16 protein-coding genes are annotated in these 16,715 nt (G+C 49.9%); 2 read left to right on the top strand and 14 right to left on the bottom strand.

Features of this window, described 5'->3' with window-relative positions; all coding sequences use genetic code 11:
- The first annotated feature begins 3 nt into the window (after positions 1 to 3).
- Entirely contained in the window at positions 4 to 918 is a 915-nt protein-coding gene (locus tag B4H10_RS01400) for a phosphotransferase (protein WP_292017616.1), read from the top strand.
- A 59-nt stretch (positions 919 to 977) separates the two neighbouring features.
- On the opposite strand, the gene B4H10_RS01395 is transcribed toward B4H10_RS01400, so the two are convergent.
- From B4H10_RS01395 to ispE, 5 genes are read right to left on the bottom strand one after another with little or no spacing between them, the layout of a single operon-like run.
- Positions 978 to 2,378 carry an FAD-binding oxidoreductase gene (locus B4H10_RS01395; RefSeq protein ID WP_170087612.1) on the bottom strand — a complete coding sequence of 467 codons (1,401 nt, stop codon included), beginning with the start codon at positions 2,376 to 2,378 and terminating at the stop codon, positions 978 to 980.
- A gap of 18 nt (positions 2,379 to 2,396) precedes the next feature.
- A complete protein-coding gene (gene larA / locus B4H10_RS01390) occupies positions 2,397 to 3,707 on the bottom strand; it encodes a nickel-dependent lactate racemase (protein ID WP_292018040.1) in 1,311 nt (436 codons plus the stop codon).
- Complete coding sequence (locus tag B4H10_RS01385) at positions 3,704 to 3,865, bottom strand: hypothetical protein (protein ID WP_170087610.1); 162 nt, start codon at positions 3,863 to 3,865, stop codon at positions 3,704 to 3,706. Before B4H10_RS01385 ends, larA (B4H10_RS01390) begins: the two co-directional genes overlap by 4 nt.
- Before the next feature lie 18 nt (positions 3,866 to 3,883).
- Positions 3,884 to 4,630, bottom strand: a complete 747-nt coding sequence (locus B4H10_RS01380) for a GntR family transcriptional regulator (protein WP_113855443.1) — start codon at positions 4,628 to 4,630, stop codon at positions 3,884 to 3,886.
- Between the two features lie 5 nt (positions 4,631 to 4,635).
- Positions 4,636 to 5,490, bottom strand: coding sequence for a 4-(cytidine 5'-diphospho)-2-C-methyl-D-erythritol kinase (gene ispE, locus B4H10_RS01375; RefSeq protein WP_150824738.1), 855 nt, complete (start codon positions 5,488 to 5,490; stop codon positions 4,636 to 4,638).
- 237 nt (positions 5,491 to 5,727) lie between these two features.
- On the opposite strand from ispE, the gene B4H10_RS01370 reads away from it, so the two are divergent.
- The gene (locus tag B4H10_RS01370; RefSeq protein ID WP_292018039.1) at positions 5,728 to 6,663 is read left to right on the top strand and encodes a YitT family protein; all 936 of its coding nucleotides are present in this window, start codon (positions 5,728 to 5,730) and stop codon (positions 6,661 to 6,663) included.
- Between the two features lie 83 nt (positions 6,664 to 6,746).
- Here the strand turns inward: B4H10_RS01370 and phoU are convergent, their stop codons facing one another.
- The 9 genes from phoU to B4H10_RS01325 form a co-directional block, all read right to left on the bottom strand.
- Positions 6,747 to 7,397 carry a phosphate signaling complex protein PhoU gene (gene phoU, locus B4H10_RS01365; RefSeq protein WP_292017613.1) on the bottom strand — a complete coding sequence of 217 codons (651 nt, stop codon included), beginning with the start codon at positions 7,395 to 7,397 and terminating at the stop codon, positions 6,747 to 6,749.
- A gap of 20 nt (positions 7,398 to 7,417) precedes the next feature.
- A complete protein-coding gene (gene pstB / locus B4H10_RS01360) occupies positions 7,418 to 8,281 on the bottom strand; it encodes a phosphate ABC transporter ATP-binding protein PstB (protein ID WP_075581995.1) in 864 nt (287 codons plus the stop codon).
- Entirely contained in the window at positions 8,281 to 9,159 is an 879-nt protein-coding gene (pstA, locus tag B4H10_RS01355) for a phosphate ABC transporter permease PstA (protein WP_292018038.1), read from the bottom strand. The genes pstB and pstA overlap by 1 nt, the downstream gene beginning before the upstream one ends.
- A 1-nt stretch (position 9,160) precedes the next feature.
- Positions 9,161 to 10,084 (bottom strand): phosphate ABC transporter permease subunit PstC, encoded by a 924-nt coding sequence (pstC, locus tag B4H10_RS01350; protein WP_075581993.1) that lies wholly within the window; start codon positions 10,082 to 10,084, stop codon positions 9,161 to 9,163.
- Between the two features lie 76 nt (positions 10,085 to 10,160).
- Positions 10,161 to 11,048: a phosphate ABC transporter substrate-binding protein gene (locus tag B4H10_RS01345; RefSeq protein WP_059076731.1), complete on the bottom strand. Its 888-nt coding sequence runs from the start codon at positions 11,046 to 11,048 to the stop codon at positions 10,161 to 10,163.
- A gap of 268 nt (positions 11,049 to 11,316) precedes the next feature.
- Entirely contained in the window at positions 11,317 to 12,630 is a 1,314-nt protein-coding gene (larA, locus tag B4H10_RS01340) for a nickel-dependent lactate racemase (protein WP_150824172.1), read from the bottom strand.
- A gap of 20 nt (positions 12,631 to 12,650) precedes the next feature.
- Positions 12,651 to 14,372, bottom strand: a complete 1,722-nt coding sequence (locus B4H10_RS01335) for a sensor histidine kinase (protein ID WP_292018037.1) — start codon at positions 14,370 to 14,372, stop codon at positions 12,651 to 12,653.
- 6 nt (positions 14,373 to 14,378) lie between these two features.
- Positions 14,379 to 15,056 (bottom strand): response regulator transcription factor, encoded by a 678-nt coding sequence (locus B4H10_RS01330; RefSeq protein ID WP_059076729.1) that lies wholly within the window; start codon positions 15,054 to 15,056, stop codon positions 14,379 to 14,381.
- 127 nt (positions 15,057 to 15,183) lie between these two features.
- Positions 15,184 to 16,710: a hypothetical protein gene (locus B4H10_RS01325; protein ID WP_292018036.1), complete on the bottom strand. Its 1,527-nt coding sequence runs from the start codon at positions 16,708 to 16,710 to the stop codon at positions 15,184 to 15,186.
- Positions 16,711 to 16,715: the final 5 nt, after the last annotated feature.

Raw genomic sequence — 16,715 nt, 5'->3', positions numbered from 1 at the left:
ACCATGCAAATAGAAGAACTCATACAGCTCACGCTGCGGCGCTTCTTTCATGACGAAACGCTGCGCTTTGACAAATCACGGTTCGCCGGCGGCCTGACAAATTACAATTACATCATGAATATCCACGGCAAGGACTATGTCATACGCCAGCCCGGCGGCATGACAGAACGGATAATCGACCGCCAGACGGAACTGGAAAACAATATCCAGGCTTCCCAGGCCGGTATCAACTGCCCGTGCCTGTATTTTGATGCCAAAAGCGGTATCAAAATCACGACCTACGTGCCGGGCAGCCGTAACCTCTCCCAGACGGGACCGCAGCTGAAAGAAAATATACAAATTGTCGTCTCACTCATGAAACAAGTCCATCAATTGACAAATCCCTTTCCCAACCGTTTTGACTGGCTGTCAGAACTATCGAAATACGAAGAAATCATAAAGGAACAGCACGGTGAATTATTTACCGATCACAATGTCATTAAAGAACAGTTATTCACCTGGCAGGATACGTACGACGCCTCTCCTGTCCTCGTCCCCTGTCATAATGATACGGTCCCGGAAAATTTTCTCGTCAGCATGACGACGGGAGATGCCTATCTCATCGACTGGGAATATGCCGGCATGAACAGTCTGTACTGGGATATCGCCGGTTATATACTGGAGTCCCGACTCCCTGCTTTCGCTATAGACTATCTGCTGCAGCACTATTTCCAGCGTCCTGTCTCCGATGACGAACTGATGAAAATTAAGATTTCCATGCTGGAACAGGATTTCCTATGGACAAACTGGGCCCTCATACGCCACTATAATGGCGATGATTTTCTCGATTACTGTGCGTTCCGGTATGAACGGCTGCGAAAGAATATGGACCTGCTCAAAGAAGACATGCATGCTGATTTAAAAAATCTTGTCCTATGACAAAAGAGGCATCTCCTCGCGTTCAAGACGTAATGAGATGCCTCTTTATCTTGCTATGTTTATTCTTCTATATGGATGACTTTATCGGGGTTTAAGATATCGTTGGGGTCGAGTGCCCGTTTAATGGTTTTCATCAGTTCCAGTTCAACCGGATCGGCACATCGTTCCAGATAGGGCATCCGCTTGTATCCGATGCCATGTTCCCCTGAAAGGCGTCCCCCCAGTTTATAGACATAGGGATAGGCAAAGTCACGGAAAGCGGCTACTTGTTTTTTCCATTCTTCGTCGCTCATATCGCGCTTCATAATCTGGAAGTGAAGGTTTCCATCACCGGCATGAGCCAGACAGAACAGAAGGAAATCGTATTTTTTACTTTCTGCCACTAAGGTCTGGATGCACTCTGCAATTTTAGGCACCGGCACGACCAGATCTTCGGACGTAGCCACTTTCGACAACGCCCGCGTACTTTCCAAGCAATTGCGGCGTACTTTCCAGACACGGTCATCGGCTTCCACCACGTCCGTAGCACCTGCTTTTTCACAGATAGATGCCAGTATATCCATCTTGGCATCGAGTTCTGCTTCACTGAACGTTTCGATAGAAATAATATCATAGAACCCGTCTTCATAATGGGGCAGGCGCAATTCACTATAATCACTGGCCCGGCGGACGAAGTTGTTATCCATAAATTCTACAGACGTCGGATTGAGTCCGGCCTTTACCAGTTTCGGCACCAGGGCCGTCGCCTTGGCAAGATCCGTAAAGACAGCCAGCACGTCCAGCTTGTACGGGCAGAGCGGCACCAGCTTGAGTGTGACCTGGGTAATGATGCCCAGCGTACCTTCCGACCCGATAATCAGCTGGTCCAGGCAATACCCGGTTGAGCATTTTTTTAAGGGTGCTCCCAGATGTGTGATTTTACCGTTGGGTAAAACGACTTCAATGGCATAGACCTGATGTCGTGTCGTTCCATAGCGGACGGCCTTATTTCCGCCGGCATTAGTAGCCAGATTGCCTCCGATGAGACAGCTGTCTGCACTGCACGGGTCCCCGGCATACATCAGTCCTCTGGCCTTGGCTGCATTTTGTATGTCTAACGTGCGGGCCCCGGCCTGGGCGACGAGATACATGCCGTCTTCGTTAATTTCCAGGATGCGGTTCATCCGTTCCATCAGAAGGACGATGCCTCCACAGACGGGAACGGCCCCGCAGCTGACACTGGTCCCGGCACTGCGCGGAGTGACGGGTATCTTGTATTGGTTCGCCACCTCCATGATACGCGCGACTTCTTCCGTGCTTCCCGGCGCTACGACGACTTCCGGCAGATGCCACATATCGGGAGCCAGGCTTTCATCAGACTGATAGGCCGCCAGTACATCCGGATCGGTCTTGACATATTTTTCTCCGGTGATCTGCTGCAGTGCCTGTATCACATCGCCGGTTACGGGATTATATTTCATAAGTGTATATCCTTTCTATTACGTATCAATATTACATAGCACAGGAAGTGTAGCCGCCGCATGACTCATGATGGTAACGCCATAATCACGGCATCCCTCCTCTTCCAAGACGGTCCGGGCCATCTGCCAGGCCTCTTCCAGCGTAGCCGCCGGAATCTGGCCGCTTCGCCGGATGACATCAAAATTTTCTTTCCGTGTCACGACGTATACGGCCTTCATCGACTGAATGATGCAGCGTGCCTTAAAGGCAACGAATCCGGGCATGAGGAACTGATTACGCAGTTCGCATTCGCACACATCCAGGTCATTGCGGAAAAACCAGTCCGTAAAAATAGCCGGTTCCTGAATGTCAGGACATTCCAGTGTAAAGATGAGTATTCCTCCCGGTCTAGTCGCCAGGACGGCATTCATGTGCGCCTTCACAGACTGATACAAATTCAGGTCCTTGGGATATCCGCCGGCAGACGCTATAGTCACATCAGCCAGTTTCTGTATCGGTACACTCCCTATACGAAGCAAATCACGGCATCCTTTTTCCCATGCTGTATTCCAGTGACCGGCTACGACTTCATATAAATCCCCGTCAGGTGTAAATACGGTATTGATGAGAAAGTCGGGCCGGACCATGGCACAGGCTTCCTTCATATCTTCATGGAAGGGATTTCCCTCTAGAGCTCCGGCATGACAACCGGGATGACAGCCACCGCCCGGAACCTCTGAAAGAGCCAGGGAGTGATTGCGCATAATCGTATCAAAGCCGGCAATCCCTGGCAATACGGCTTTCCTCCCGCCGCCAAATCCGGCCATGGGATGGAAGGAAACGGCTCCCGTCAGGATCAGTTTATCGGCCTTTGCCGCCAGGGAATTGATATAGACATCATTACCAAAGCTCGTACGGCCCACGCAGGTCAGGGCACTGGCATCATGGCAGTCATGCTGGACTATGTGCAGGCGGCGCACCATATCGCTGCCGCAGACTATTTCATTTTCTTGTTCCGTGTGAGCCCGGTGGGTTCCCTGGGAAACGAGGACCGTGATCTGATGGTCCTGTACGCCAATACGGTTCAATTCCTGCACCAGTACGAGCAGCATGCGGTCCGTATGAACCAGCCGGGTTATATCACTGACGACGATGCAGACCGTATCGGACGGCTGTATGATATCATCCAGAGGCTGGCAGTCAATGGGATGACGCAGGGCCTCCCGTACAGCCTGTTCTTCGTCCTCAACGGCTTCCGCATGAGGGCCATGCAAATCATATAATACATGGTCTTCCGGTATATCTGCCTTTTGATTTCCTTTTCCATAGGGCAATACATATGTCTTCATTCAAATAACCCCCAATGTCCCATATATATGGCCACCAGGACCCGGACAAATAACAATACAAACAGCATAAATGCCAGAATAAAGAGAAATTCTTCAAAATCGTCATCGCGGTCAAACTTATGCCGGAATGTTTTCAAACAATGAGTCAACTGATGCATGAGCGTCACACCTGCCTGTTACGAATGCTCTTCAGGAGAATGAGGAAACAGTTCGTGTACCCAGCGGGCCGATTCCTCATCCTTGCTGATGCCTTTGAGCAGTGTTTTTTCAGAATTTTCCATATGTTTTTTCGCAATTTTACGCGCCTGTGCACTATTGTGGTTGGCTATATTTTCCACGAGCTGCCGGTGTTCTTCCCAGGTTGCTGCCAGGCGTCCCGGATAGTGCATGGAAATAGAACGGAAACGCAGCATCTGTTCCCTGAGGTTATTCAGTATATCGACGAGCCGGTTATTGCGGCTGGCATGGTACAGAACGTCGTGGAATCGGATGTCGGCATCGACGATCTTATCGAAATCATCATTGGCAATATACTCGTTAATTTCTACGAGTATCCGTTCCAGGTCCTCCAGTTCATCGGGTGTAATCCGTTCTGCCGCCAGCCCCGCCGACAATTCTTCGAGAGCACTGCGGATTTCAAAGACCTGGGCAATATCCTTGAGAGAAATATCAGCCACATAGGTACCGCGTCTCGGCACCATGACGACAAACCCTTCCAGCTCCAGTTTGCGGATGGCTTCCCGGATAGGCGTGCGGCTGACCCCCAGTTCATCGGCCAGTTGGATTTCCATGAGCCGTTCGCCCGGTTTTAAAACACCATCTTTAATCGCTTTGCGCAATGACTCACTGACGACTTCGCGCAGTGGTTTATACGCATCTAATTTAATCGGTTCCAGCTTTGTATGTCTTGTATTCGTTTCCATCGTATTCAATCCCCCGTAACTAATGTACTGGTAAAGATATCGGCATCACCTGCCAGCTGCCGCAGCCGTCCCGCAACCTCATGATGTTTCAGAGAAGGCGGAACGAGTGCAAAGAGAGTCGGGCCACTGCCTGACATGAGCGGTTTCAGTCCTTCTTTGCGCAATAACTGTTTGAACCGGCTGATTTCCGGCACGTCGGGAATGACCAGTTCTTCAAAGGTATTTCCCAGTGCCGACGTAACCCGTTCCAACAGGCCGGCCCGTACGGCTTCTTCCTGGGCATTGATATCGACCGGAGAACGTACAGGCTGGGAATCAAACAGGCTGTACGCTCTACCCGTATGAACGGCAATATGTGGATGGACGATGAGTACAGGCCAGTCTGGCAGCGAAGGCAGTTTTTTCAGTATTTCCCCAATGCCCGTACCGCGGGCCGTACCACCGCGGATACAAAAGGGAACGTCTGCACCGAGACGTGCGCCGATATGACACAAACGGTCGTAGGAAAGACCCAGGTGCCAGAGCCGGTTCAGGCCACGCAGAACAGCGGCACAATCGGTACTGCCACCGGCCAATCCGGCAGCGATAGGGATTTTCTTGATAATATGGATACGGACGCCTGCCCTGCCCTTGCAATACGGCCTCAGCGCTTCATACGCCTTGTAGGCCAGGTTAGACTGGTCACAGGGAAGAGCTGGTTCAGAGCAGGAAATTTCCAAAGAATCCGCTTGTTCCAGCTGAATCGTGTCACACAGGCCGATAGACTGGAATACCGTGTCAATGTCATGGTATCCATCTTCACGTCTGCCCGTAATCTGCAGCGCCAGATTGATTTTTCCATATGCTTTTTCTTCTATCATGTTATATCTCCTGTTCTCTGTCCATGATACGCCGTATTTTTCTATTGGGATTTACATTTTTTTGTGTTGAATTAAAACTTACGTATGCTATAATGATGAGACAGCCGGATATCCATGTGACAGGCCGTGTACCGGCGGGCATACGTATACATACAATGCCTGTATTGTAATCTTCATTATAATGTTTTTTTTCGCATTTTACAACGTACTTTCAACTATTCAGATCAGGGAGGCATCATGAAAGTAAAAGAAGATTTCAATTTGAAAGAGTTTCTGATTCCGTACATCGCCACCATCATTGGAAGCTTTATCGCCGCAGCGGGGGTCACGGCATTTTTCATTCCCCACCATCTCCTGAGCGGAGGAATTGGCGGTATTTCCATTCTCATTTATTACCTGACAGGTCTTCCCATCGGTATCGGCATGTTCATCCTGAATATACCAATCATGGCAGCCTGTTACAAGTTCATGGGCCGTCAGTATACGATACTCAGTATTGTCGGAACGATTGTTATTTCCATTGCCTTCGATGCCACGGCCTTTCTGACCGACCTGATGCTTGTCAAGGACCCGATTATTTCCGCCATTACCGGCGGCGCCGTAAACGGTCTCGGCATGGGAATCATTTACAAGTACAACGGAAACAGCGGCGGCCTGGATGTCGTCGGAGCCATCGTGAAAAAATATTATTCCCTGGAAATGGGGAATGTCGTCATGATTCTCAACGGCTTCATCCTCATTTTTGCAGCTTACTTATTCACGCTGGAACTGGCTGTCCTGACCTTCGTCGGAGTCTATATTTCTGCCTTTGTCACCAACAAAGTCGTCGTCGGGCTCAAACAGCGCAAATCGGTCGTCATCATTTCAAACCGGGCCAGCATGATTGCCCAGGTCCTGATGCGCTATACCGGTCATGGCGCCACGTATCTCCATGGTCAGGGTGCTTATACGATGCAGGATAAGCAGATTGTCTATGCCATCATTAAACTGACGGAAGTATCTAAGGTAAAAGAACTGGTAAACAAACTGGATCCCCAGGCATTCATGATCATCAGCGACGCATCAGAAGTCGTAGGACAGGGTTTTACCCGCCCGGCTGCCAAAGATGATGATATACAGAAATCGTCCATGGGAATTCCCCACACAAAAAACACACTGCCACCGGAATATTAATCGGATTACATCAAAAGGGCTGTCACACGAAGCAGAATTGTTTCGTGTGACAGCCCTTCTTACGGTATAAAACAAACGAAATACTATATGCGCAGTTCGTTCGTATCGCGGTATATGAGCCATTCGGCAATGTTGTTGGCATGGTCGGCCATGCGTTCAATATATTTCACCACCAGGACGATGGCGATATAATCACGGGAGTTTTCCGGATGGGCTGTAATTTCTTTAGAGATTTCTGCCATGATAGAATTAAATGCCATATCGACAATATCATCCTTGTCACGCATCATCCCGGCACGGCCAGCTGATCCTTTTTCTTTATAAAAATCGATGACATCGCTGACCATAGACGACATGACGCCATACATTTCTCTGAGACCTGCCGGCAGGGGTACATTATGGTGCGTTTTTTCCAGATGGATGACATAATGGCTGATATCGGCACAGTGATCAGCTATCCGTTCCAGATCGGAAAGGATTTTCAATGTAGCCATCAGAGCGCGGTAATCGGCTGCAACAGGGCCCTGCATCATGCTGATCGTCAGGTCTTTTTTCATGCAGTCCCTGACCATCGTATCGATTTCATCATCGCCGTTATAAATCCGGTTAGCCAGTTCGATGTCTTTCTGTTCCAGTGCTTTCCAGGCATTATCGACGGCCTGCTCCACTTTTATGCCTAATTCGATCATTTCATTGCGCAGTTCCGTCACGGATTTCTCGTAAACTTCTAACATAATGTATAGACGCTCCCCTCTTAGCCGAACCGGCCTGTAATGTATTCTTCCGTCTTCGGATTGGACGGATTGGTGAACATATCCAGCGTATTATTGAATTCAATCAGTTCCCCCAAAAGGAAAAACGCTGTCTTATCGGATATACGACGTGCCTGCTGCATGCTGTGCGTTACGATGACGATGGTATAATTTTCTTTTAATTCCAGTGCCAGATCTTCGATTTTCTGTGTGGAAATCGGGTCCAGTGCCGACGTCGGTTCGTCCATGAGAATGACCGACGGGTCAGCTGCCAGCGTGCGGGCAATGCACAGACGCTGCTGCTGGCCGCCGGAAAGTCCAAGGGCACTCTTCTGGAGACGGTCCTTCATTTCATCCCAGCAGGCTGCCTGACGCAGGCTCTTTTCTACGATTTCATCGAGTTTCTTTTTATCTTTGATACCCTGGATACGAGGGCCATAAGCAATGTTTTCATAGATGCTCTTCGGGAACGGTGTCGGCTGTTGGAAGACCATGCCAACCCGATAGCGCAGAGCCAGAGGATCGACTTCCTTGAAGATATCCTTGCCTTCAAAGAGAATTTTACCGGTGACACGACATCCCTCCACCCAGTCATTCATGCGATTCAGTGTTTTCAAAAACGTCGATTTTCCGCAGCCGGAAGGTCCGATGAGGGCAGTGATTTCATGTTTTTTTATTTTCATACTGATACTATTCAGCGCCTGGAAATCACCATAGAACAAATCCATATCGGTAACGTCAAATGTATATTCCGCTGTGCCAGCAGCTTCCTGTGCTACAGCTTGTTCCTGTGCCCGTACTGCTCCCTGTTTTTTTTCAATTTCCGCAGCGGCGAAGCCGGTCAGTGTTTTCGTCATTTCTGCCATTATTTATTTCCTCCCATTTTTTTGTCGATACGGTAGCTCAGATACCGGGCTGCCAGGCTGAAAGACAGGACCATGATCATCAAGATTGCCGACGAAGCCGCCGCCTGCTGGGCAGCATCGACCTGAAGTGCTTCCGTACGCAGGGCCCAGATATTCAGGGCCAGTGTTTCACCGGGCCGGAACGGATTCAGGGGGCATGATGTAGAAGTAATATCCCAGTTCGTCCAGTTGATATCCGTAGACATACCGGCTGTAAACATCAGTGCAGCCGCTTCCCCGAAGCCACGGCCGGCAGCCATGATGAGCCCCGTCATAATGCGTGGGAAACAAGCCGGTAGCAGGACCCGCCAGATAGTCTGCCAATGGGAAGCCCCCAGTCCCAGGCTGCCGTTACGGTAACTGGACGGCAGATTGCGCAGCGCATCTTCCGTAACCGATGTGACCAGCGGCAATGTCAGGATAGAAACGGCCAGTGCGCCGGCAAACAGGTTCCACTGCGAACCGGTCATGACGATAAATACGAGGTAGCCAAACAAGCCGACGACGATGGATGGCAGGGATGCCAGCGTTTCTACGGCCATGCGGACCCAGTGGGTCAGGCGGCCTTTCTTTGCATATTCAGCCAGAAAAATACCTGCGGGAATCCCCGTAATCGTACTAGCGACCAGGGCCAGAAAAACAAGGTAAATCGTATTAAAGAACATGTTGCCCAGCCCCTGGGGACCAAAGGAGAGCATCTTTCCCGTCATGCCGCTGACCCCGTCGATGACGACGTACAAGACAAAGGCGATGAGCAGAATGACGGCAAAGGCCGCCCCGGCGACGAAAATACGGGTCATGCATGCATCTTTTCTTTTTTTTGCTTCAACACGGATCATATTAGTTTCTGCCTCCTTTTAATTCGGAAGCGGCATTGATTTGATGGATAATAAAGATAAAGAGGAACGATAACAGGAACAGCACCAGTGCCATCGTCCACAGCGCGGCATTATATTCGCCGCCTTCCATGGCACCACCCATATCGGCAGATATAGCTGTCGTCAGCGTGCTGGCCGGTAAAAAGAGAGATGTGGGAAAGACTTTCATCTGACCGATGACCATGGCGACAGCCAGCGCTTCTCCCAATGCTCTGGCCAGCCCCAGGATGATACCAGTAAAAATGCCACTCTTGGCTGCAGGCAGAACGACATGAGCGATTGTTTCCCAGCGTGTAGCCCCCAGGCCGTACGACGCTTCCCGCCAGGACTTGGGAACGGCTGCCATAGCATCGGCTGCCATAGTCGTGATGGTCGGGAAAATCATGATCGCCAAAACAATACCTGCTGCCAATACGGAAAAGCCAAAAGGCATGGGGAACAGTTTCCGCAGTGCCGGAATCAGTACGGTCATGCCGACAAAGCCATATACGACCGATGGAATACCCGTAAAGAGTTCGATAGCCGGCTGAATCAGACGGCGGCGCTGAGGCGTCGCAATTTCTGTCATGTAAATGGATGAAGCCATGCTAAAAGGCAGGGAAATAAGTAGTGCCAGTGCACATGTGACCAGTGAACCGGTCAGAAACATAGCCGCGCCGACCTGTCCGCCGCCTTCTGCCGTATCACTCGGCTTCCACTGGCCGGAAAATAAAAATTCCGTTACACTGTGACCGAATGTAAAGAATGTATCTGTGCCTTTAATAAAGAGAAAAGCGCCAATGAGAAGCGGCACCAGTGCCATACCGATGCCGCAAATCGTGATAAAGGTCCTGGCTGCCTTCTCGTTGCGGTGGGCCTTCCGGACTACCGTATCGATTGCCTTCATAACCTGTCCCCCTATAAGAAACAGCGTGCCGGATTTTATGATAAAACCCGGCGCCGCCTTATTTGAATGAATGTACTTAGTGAACTTCTTTGGTCTGCATCTTGGAGCTTACACCATAACCGAGTTCTTCAATCCGTTTGCCGTAATCGGCACCCTGGATGAATTCGATAAAGGCTTTAACAGCTGCTTTCGGTTCTTTGCTGGTGTAAATGTGTTCATATCCCCAGACACTGTATGTACCGTTATAGGTATTTTCCAGCGTCGGTGCCACACCATCGATAGAAACGGAATCTACGCTGCTGTCTTTGATGAGATAGGGAAGAGCGACATAACCAATAGCACCGGGGTTCTGGGCTACGCTCTGGATGAGAATACCGGAATTATCTGTTTCCAGGGATTTGTTGTCCGCTTCTTCAGCACCATTGATGGCATACTGTTTAAAGAGGGCCCGTGTACCAGACGTTTTCGGCCGCGTTACGAGAACGATTGGCATATCTTTGCCGCCAACATCTTTCCAGTTGGTAATTTTAGCGGTGAAGATATCCTGCAGCTGCTGACGCGTGAGATTCTTTACTCCTACATCTTTATTAATAATCGTAGCGACCGTCATAACGCAGACTTTATGGTCTTCCAGTTTTTCTGCTTTGGCCTTGTCCAGTTTCGTTTCAGCCGGGACATCGGAGTTGCCCATATCGACGGATCCATCGGATACCTGTTTCAGACCCGTGCCGGAACCACCTGCATTCAGGGTAATGGTAACATCCTTATTTCCCGCCTTGAACTGTTCGGCTGCGTCTTTAACCAGTGGCAGCAGCGCAGAAGAACCGGAACCGGTAATACTGCCGGAAACAGCTGCCTGCTTGCCAGAAGCACCCTTATCCTTATCTCCGGAACTGCCGCATCCGGCAGCCGTCACAACCATCATAGCGGCTAAGGCTACGAGAACTAATTTTTTCCATTTCATCGTAAATCGTCTCCTTTGTGGAAATTGGTTTCCTTGTTCGATTGCAACCTTATGGTAACAAGGCCGTGTAAGGAATCTATGTAAAGAATGTAAAGATTCTGTCAAAAAAATCCCATTCCTACTGTCTCCCAAAATCCCATGAAACTAAAAAAAATGTTGCCCCAACTGTCTTCTCCCACTGGGAGAGGACGGCCGGGGCAGCACCTCTGGTTATCCTATATTTTATTTATATGGTATTACATCTGTATGACATCGTCCTGTGGATTCATCAGCTTCTGTCACGCTTTTGATAGACCGGCAGTGTTGCCGCCGCATAGGGCATGACGGTAACGGTATAGTCCGTCTTGTTTTCTGCCTGCAGCGTCTTCTGCGCCATCTGCCAGGCCTCTTCCATCGTCTCTGCCGGAATTTCTCCGGTCCTGCGAATGACTTCAAAGTAGGCCCGGTCGGTAACAATGTACACTTCTTTCATCATCCGTATGAGACAACGGGTCTTATATGCCGAAAAGGCAGGAATGGTAAAATGCTGGCGCACGGCAGACAGCACCTCGTCGAGGTCATCCCGGAAAAACCAGTCCGTGAAGTCCGCCGGTTCATACATATCGGGGCAGGCCATGGCCAGAATCAGGATACCGCCCGGCTTTACAGCAAAAACGGCATTCATATGAGCCTTGGTTGCCTGATACAAATTGATATCTTTGGGATGTCCCCCGGCTGACCCGATCACGACATCCGACAGATGCTCAATGGGTACGCCGTCCAGTGCCAGGAGGCGCCGGCATCCTTCCTGCCATGCCGTCTGCCAGTCGCCGCTTACGACATCGTGTAATTTCCCCTCCGCCGTGAGGACCAGGTTGACGAGAAAGGCCGGTTTCAAGAAAGCCGCTCCTTCCATCATATCGCAGTGGATGGGATTGTCTGAAAGTTTTCCCGCATCACATCGGGAATCCATCCCGTACGGGCAGACAGGATTCAATGCCAGGGCATGGTTAGTCATAATGGTGTCATAGCCGGCAATTCCCGGCAGTACGGCCTTGCGGCCGCCGCCAAAACCCGCCATATCGTGGAACGAAACAGCCCCGGTCAAGATGACCGTATCGGCTTCTACAGCCAGGCGGTTCAATTTCACATCATTACCATAAGATGTCGTTCCCACTGATACGAGTTGATTTTCATCATGACAATCATGCTGGACGATGTTCAGACGCTGCATCATATCCCGGCCACATACGGCCGCCGTTTCCTCTTCCGTCTGTTGGCGATGCGTGCCCAGGGCGACGAGGACCGTAATCTGATCATCAGCAATGCCTGCCTCTTCCAATTCTGCCACAATAGCCCGCAGCATGCGGTCCGTATGAACCGCCCGGGTCATATCACTGACAATGATGACGACCGTGCCGCCCGGCTTTACACAATCCACCAGAGGACGGCTGTCTATGGGATGGCGCAGGGAATAGCGGATTGCCTCTTCCTCATGGGCTGTTTCTTTTGTTTGGGTGCTGGTGAAGTGATACTGTATATGCTGTTCGTCCAGAACCAGAGACTGTGTTCCAGTTCCGTAGGGAAACTCAAATGATTTCATGCCCTTCAATCTGCCTTTCCTTAGTTTGTATGATACAGGGGAAATGAAACAGTAATCGTCGTCCCTTCCCATTCTTTGCTCTGAAGAGAAATCTTCCCCTGATGTTGTTCTACGATATGCTTGACAATGGCCAGTCCCAGCCCACTGCCGGAAATCGCCTGGGATCGGCTGGCATCGGCGCGGTAAAACCGCTCAAATACGCGTTTTTGCTTATCTTCCGGAATGCCGATGCCCGTATCGCGGACGATAAGCAGGACCCGGTGTTCTTCAGAGCGGACGGTCACATACACATGACCGCCGGGCCGGTTATATTTTACGGCATTATCGATGAGATTCATGACAACTTCTCTCAGGCGGCCCGTTTCTCCCCATACAGGCACTTTTTCCAATGCACAATGGACAGTGACCTGTTTTTCATGAAGGACCGGTTCCATAAATCCTACGACATCCTGCACAATACCTTCCAGATAGACAGGCTGGCATTCCTGTACTTTCCGCCGCTCCTCAATACGGGATAAATGAATGATTTCATCAATCATAGCAAGCAGCCGTTCGGCCTGCTCGTGGATCCGGCTGCCAAAATGCTGGGCATCTTCCTTATTTTTAAACATGCCGGCCGACAGTATTTCAGAAAATCCCCGGATAGACGTAAGGGGTGTCTTCAGTTCGTGAGAAACATTCGACGTAAATTCCCGGCGCAGCTGCTCCCGCCGTTCCCGTTCCGTTATATCGTCGAGAATGAACAGGATACCGTATACTTCCTTATTTTTATACACCGGCTGTACGGTCAGCTGATACAGCAGGTCATCTTTGCTCAGCCGCTGTTCCTGCGCTACCCCGGATATATCATTGCCACGGATAGCCTGCCAGTCCGGTTCTGTAAACAGAGATGGCAGGGAAAGCCCCGTCACGGCCAAATCACGGCGCAGGTTCAGGACAGAAAGAGCACACTGATTGATGACCAGTACTTTATAGGATGTGTCGGTCAGGATAACGCCTTCCTGAAGATTTTCCAGCATCAGACGGATGATATTCCGCTGTTTTTCCAGCGTCTGAATCGTGTGTTCTATCGTCTGGCTCTGTTCGAGTATTTTTTCTACCAGTGGTCTCAATTCACTGTATACAGGCGGCACTTTTCCACGGATACTATCGGGGGAACCAATATGTTCCATAATCAGGGCAGTCCGGCGTAACGGCGTCAGAAGACTGGCCGTCAGTTTACGTGATGCCCCGATGCAGCAAAGAGACATACACAGCAGGAGCAGGCACAAGAGAGGCAGCAGAGATACAAAATGAGCATACAGAGAGTCTCGTTCCAGGCTGAGCCTGAGGACGGATCCATCATCCAGCCTCCGGGCCTGATAATATAACATCTTCGACAATGTATGAGAATCCCTGACGGAAGAACCAGTCCCCGTACGCATAGCCTGCTGCACTTCCGGCCGTTCCAGATGATTTTCCATCGACGCCCGGTCATAATCTGACTCGTATAACACACTGCCATCCGGCCCGATCCAGGTAATCCGTATGATTCCCTTTTCCGCATGGCCCGTTTCCTGCAGATACGCTAAGGGCCTATCCACCTGCTTTATTCCCGTCGTCAGTACGGTCATCGTATTTTTGAGTTCTTCCTCAGCCTGTCCCTGCAGGGAGTGCCAGACAAGGATACTATACAGGATCATCGTAACCGCCATACAGGCAAATCCGATGGCCAGCAGGCTGAGATAAATGCGCTTTTTCATTTTATTTTAGTTTTTAAGGACATAACCGACACCGCGTATGGTGTAAATGATCCGGTTATTGGTGCCTAACTTTTGACGCAGGCTGCGGATATGCATATCGATAGTGCGTGTTTCCCCTTCATAGGAAAACCCCCAGACGGCCTCCATAATACGTTCCCGCGTCAGGACAATGTTCTGGTTAATCATCATATAGCGCAGCAATTCAAATTCTTTAACAGTAAGAGGACACGCCATACCATTTACCGTCACTTCATGCCGTTCCTCATCCATACGGATTGGTCCGCATTCTAATATATGCGGCATTTCTTTTCTCGCCTGGCAGCGGCGGAGTACGGCATGGATACGGGATGTCAGTTCTACGATACCAAAGGGTTTTTTGACGTAATCGTCGGCTCCTTCATTCAGTCCCTTGGCAATATCAAATTCACTGGTTTTCGCTGTAAGCATGATAACCGGCAGCGTTTTATATGCGGCCTGATCACGCAGACGGCTCAGTATACTCAGGCCGCTTTCGCCAGGCAGCATAATATCGAGGAGAACAAGATCTGGTTTTTCACTTTCCATCGCCTGCCAGAATTCATGGCTGTCTGCCATCGTTTTTACAGCGAAATTCTGACTTTCCAGCGCATACCCTATGAGCTCCCGGATACTTGCATCATCTTCTACACAATAAATCAAAGACACGTGTACCACCCTTCCTTCAGGTCATTATATGTTACAGTAAAGTATACAAACAAAATATGTATACACTATGTAACTTCTGTAAAAGATATGTAAAAAGCAGCTGCGCCCAGGCACAGCTGCCGGATAATTAGAAATCTAAATCTTTAGATATAAGCTGAACTTCCCATTCTTTATCCACCTGCTTGTACGTAACGGTGGCGATAAAAGAGTGAAGATCACGGACCCATGTAAAGTTGCGGTCGTCAATATTGCCATTATCGAGATTCTTGTTAAAGGTGAACATAATCGTATCGAGAGGCGTCAGGACATATCCTACCGAGAACCCTTTCTGGCGGGGATGATCTATCGTATCGAACCGGTACGGCGTATATCCGCTCAGATTATGTTTTTTATACCAGAAACTCGTCCACAGCCGCGAATTGATACCCTGATTGAGGACAACGCCCCAGTACGGATCCTTCCGTACGGCATCGCGGTAAGAATACAGATCCTTCCGGTATCCCGTAAAGAAGCGGAGATTGGCCTTTGACCATAAATGAATGGGATTATGGGTCAGTTCTGTCCGGAACCCCTTATGCGTACCTTCCCGGTCTCCTTCGGCCCAACGGCCCCAGCTGGCACTGCCATCGATATAAATACCAGAATTTCCCGCATAGATACGGGGCATATAATAGCGCAGTTCCGGCCAGCGCGTAGCCCAGATATGATCGTCGTTATCGGTACTTTCTTCCTTGCTGTACCCGAATGTAAAGGTACCGACAGGCGTCCTTTTGCCGACTTTAAGGCCTGGCTTAAACCCTTCTTTAGAGTAAACGGCATAGTTCACATCCATATAGAGGTCCCCGTTGCGATTCATGGGGAACCGGGCATCGCCGCGAAGGCCGATGCCATTATCATTATTATACGTAGGCCGTGGAAGAAGCGAAAAAATCCACGGTTTCTGATTCCGGTCTTTGTCCAGCCGGCCTTCGTAATGTCCATACGTGAAGAGACAGATATTCTTGAACCACAATTTCGTATTTTCTGCAGTAAACTTTTCGCCGGGATAAATATGAATATCATCACCGGTAATATAATAATCCGGCGTCTTAGCTACGGCATGAGGGGTCGTAATGAGCCCGTGTCTGACATATCCCGAGCCATCGTACATTTCTGCCCCGGTGCCGCGGATATAGGTCGTAGGATCAATAAAGCCCTGAACCGTATCCATGGAAGCGGCAGGACCTGTACCAGAATAGGTAAGGCCTGTCGTTTCCAAAGCCATCGTACTATCCAGATAGACCGCTTTTCCCGATGTATGATACACCTGGGACTTGGTATTGCCTTCTATCGTATTGGCATGGATTTCATCCATGCCCCGCATGACGTCCACATTGCCACGACCTGCAACGAATCCGTCATTGCCGCGGACCAGGAGTTTGTCTGCCGTCATATGGACAGGCTGCTGAGGCAGGACTACATCATGGGCAGCCGAAGCTTCATCCAGATTGACGGCCTGCACGCCGCCCGCTGTCGTCCGGGCTACCGGTAATACGTCTTCCCTATGATTTTTTATTGTAATGCTGCTCTTGTCAACCGGAACGTCCTGGGCAGAAATCTGCAAAGAAAGAGGCAGTAATGCCGAAAGGACAGCCACTGTCAAACGTTTATTCATCTATG

Source organism: Megasphaera sp. UBA4382 (genome assembly GCF_002391155.1).
Lineage (GTDB): Bacteria > Bacillota > Negativicutes > Veillonellales > Megasphaeraceae > Megasphaera > Megasphaera hexanoica.
Note: the sequence above shows the minus strand (reverse complement) of the source record. Positions and strands in the feature narration are given on the sequence as shown.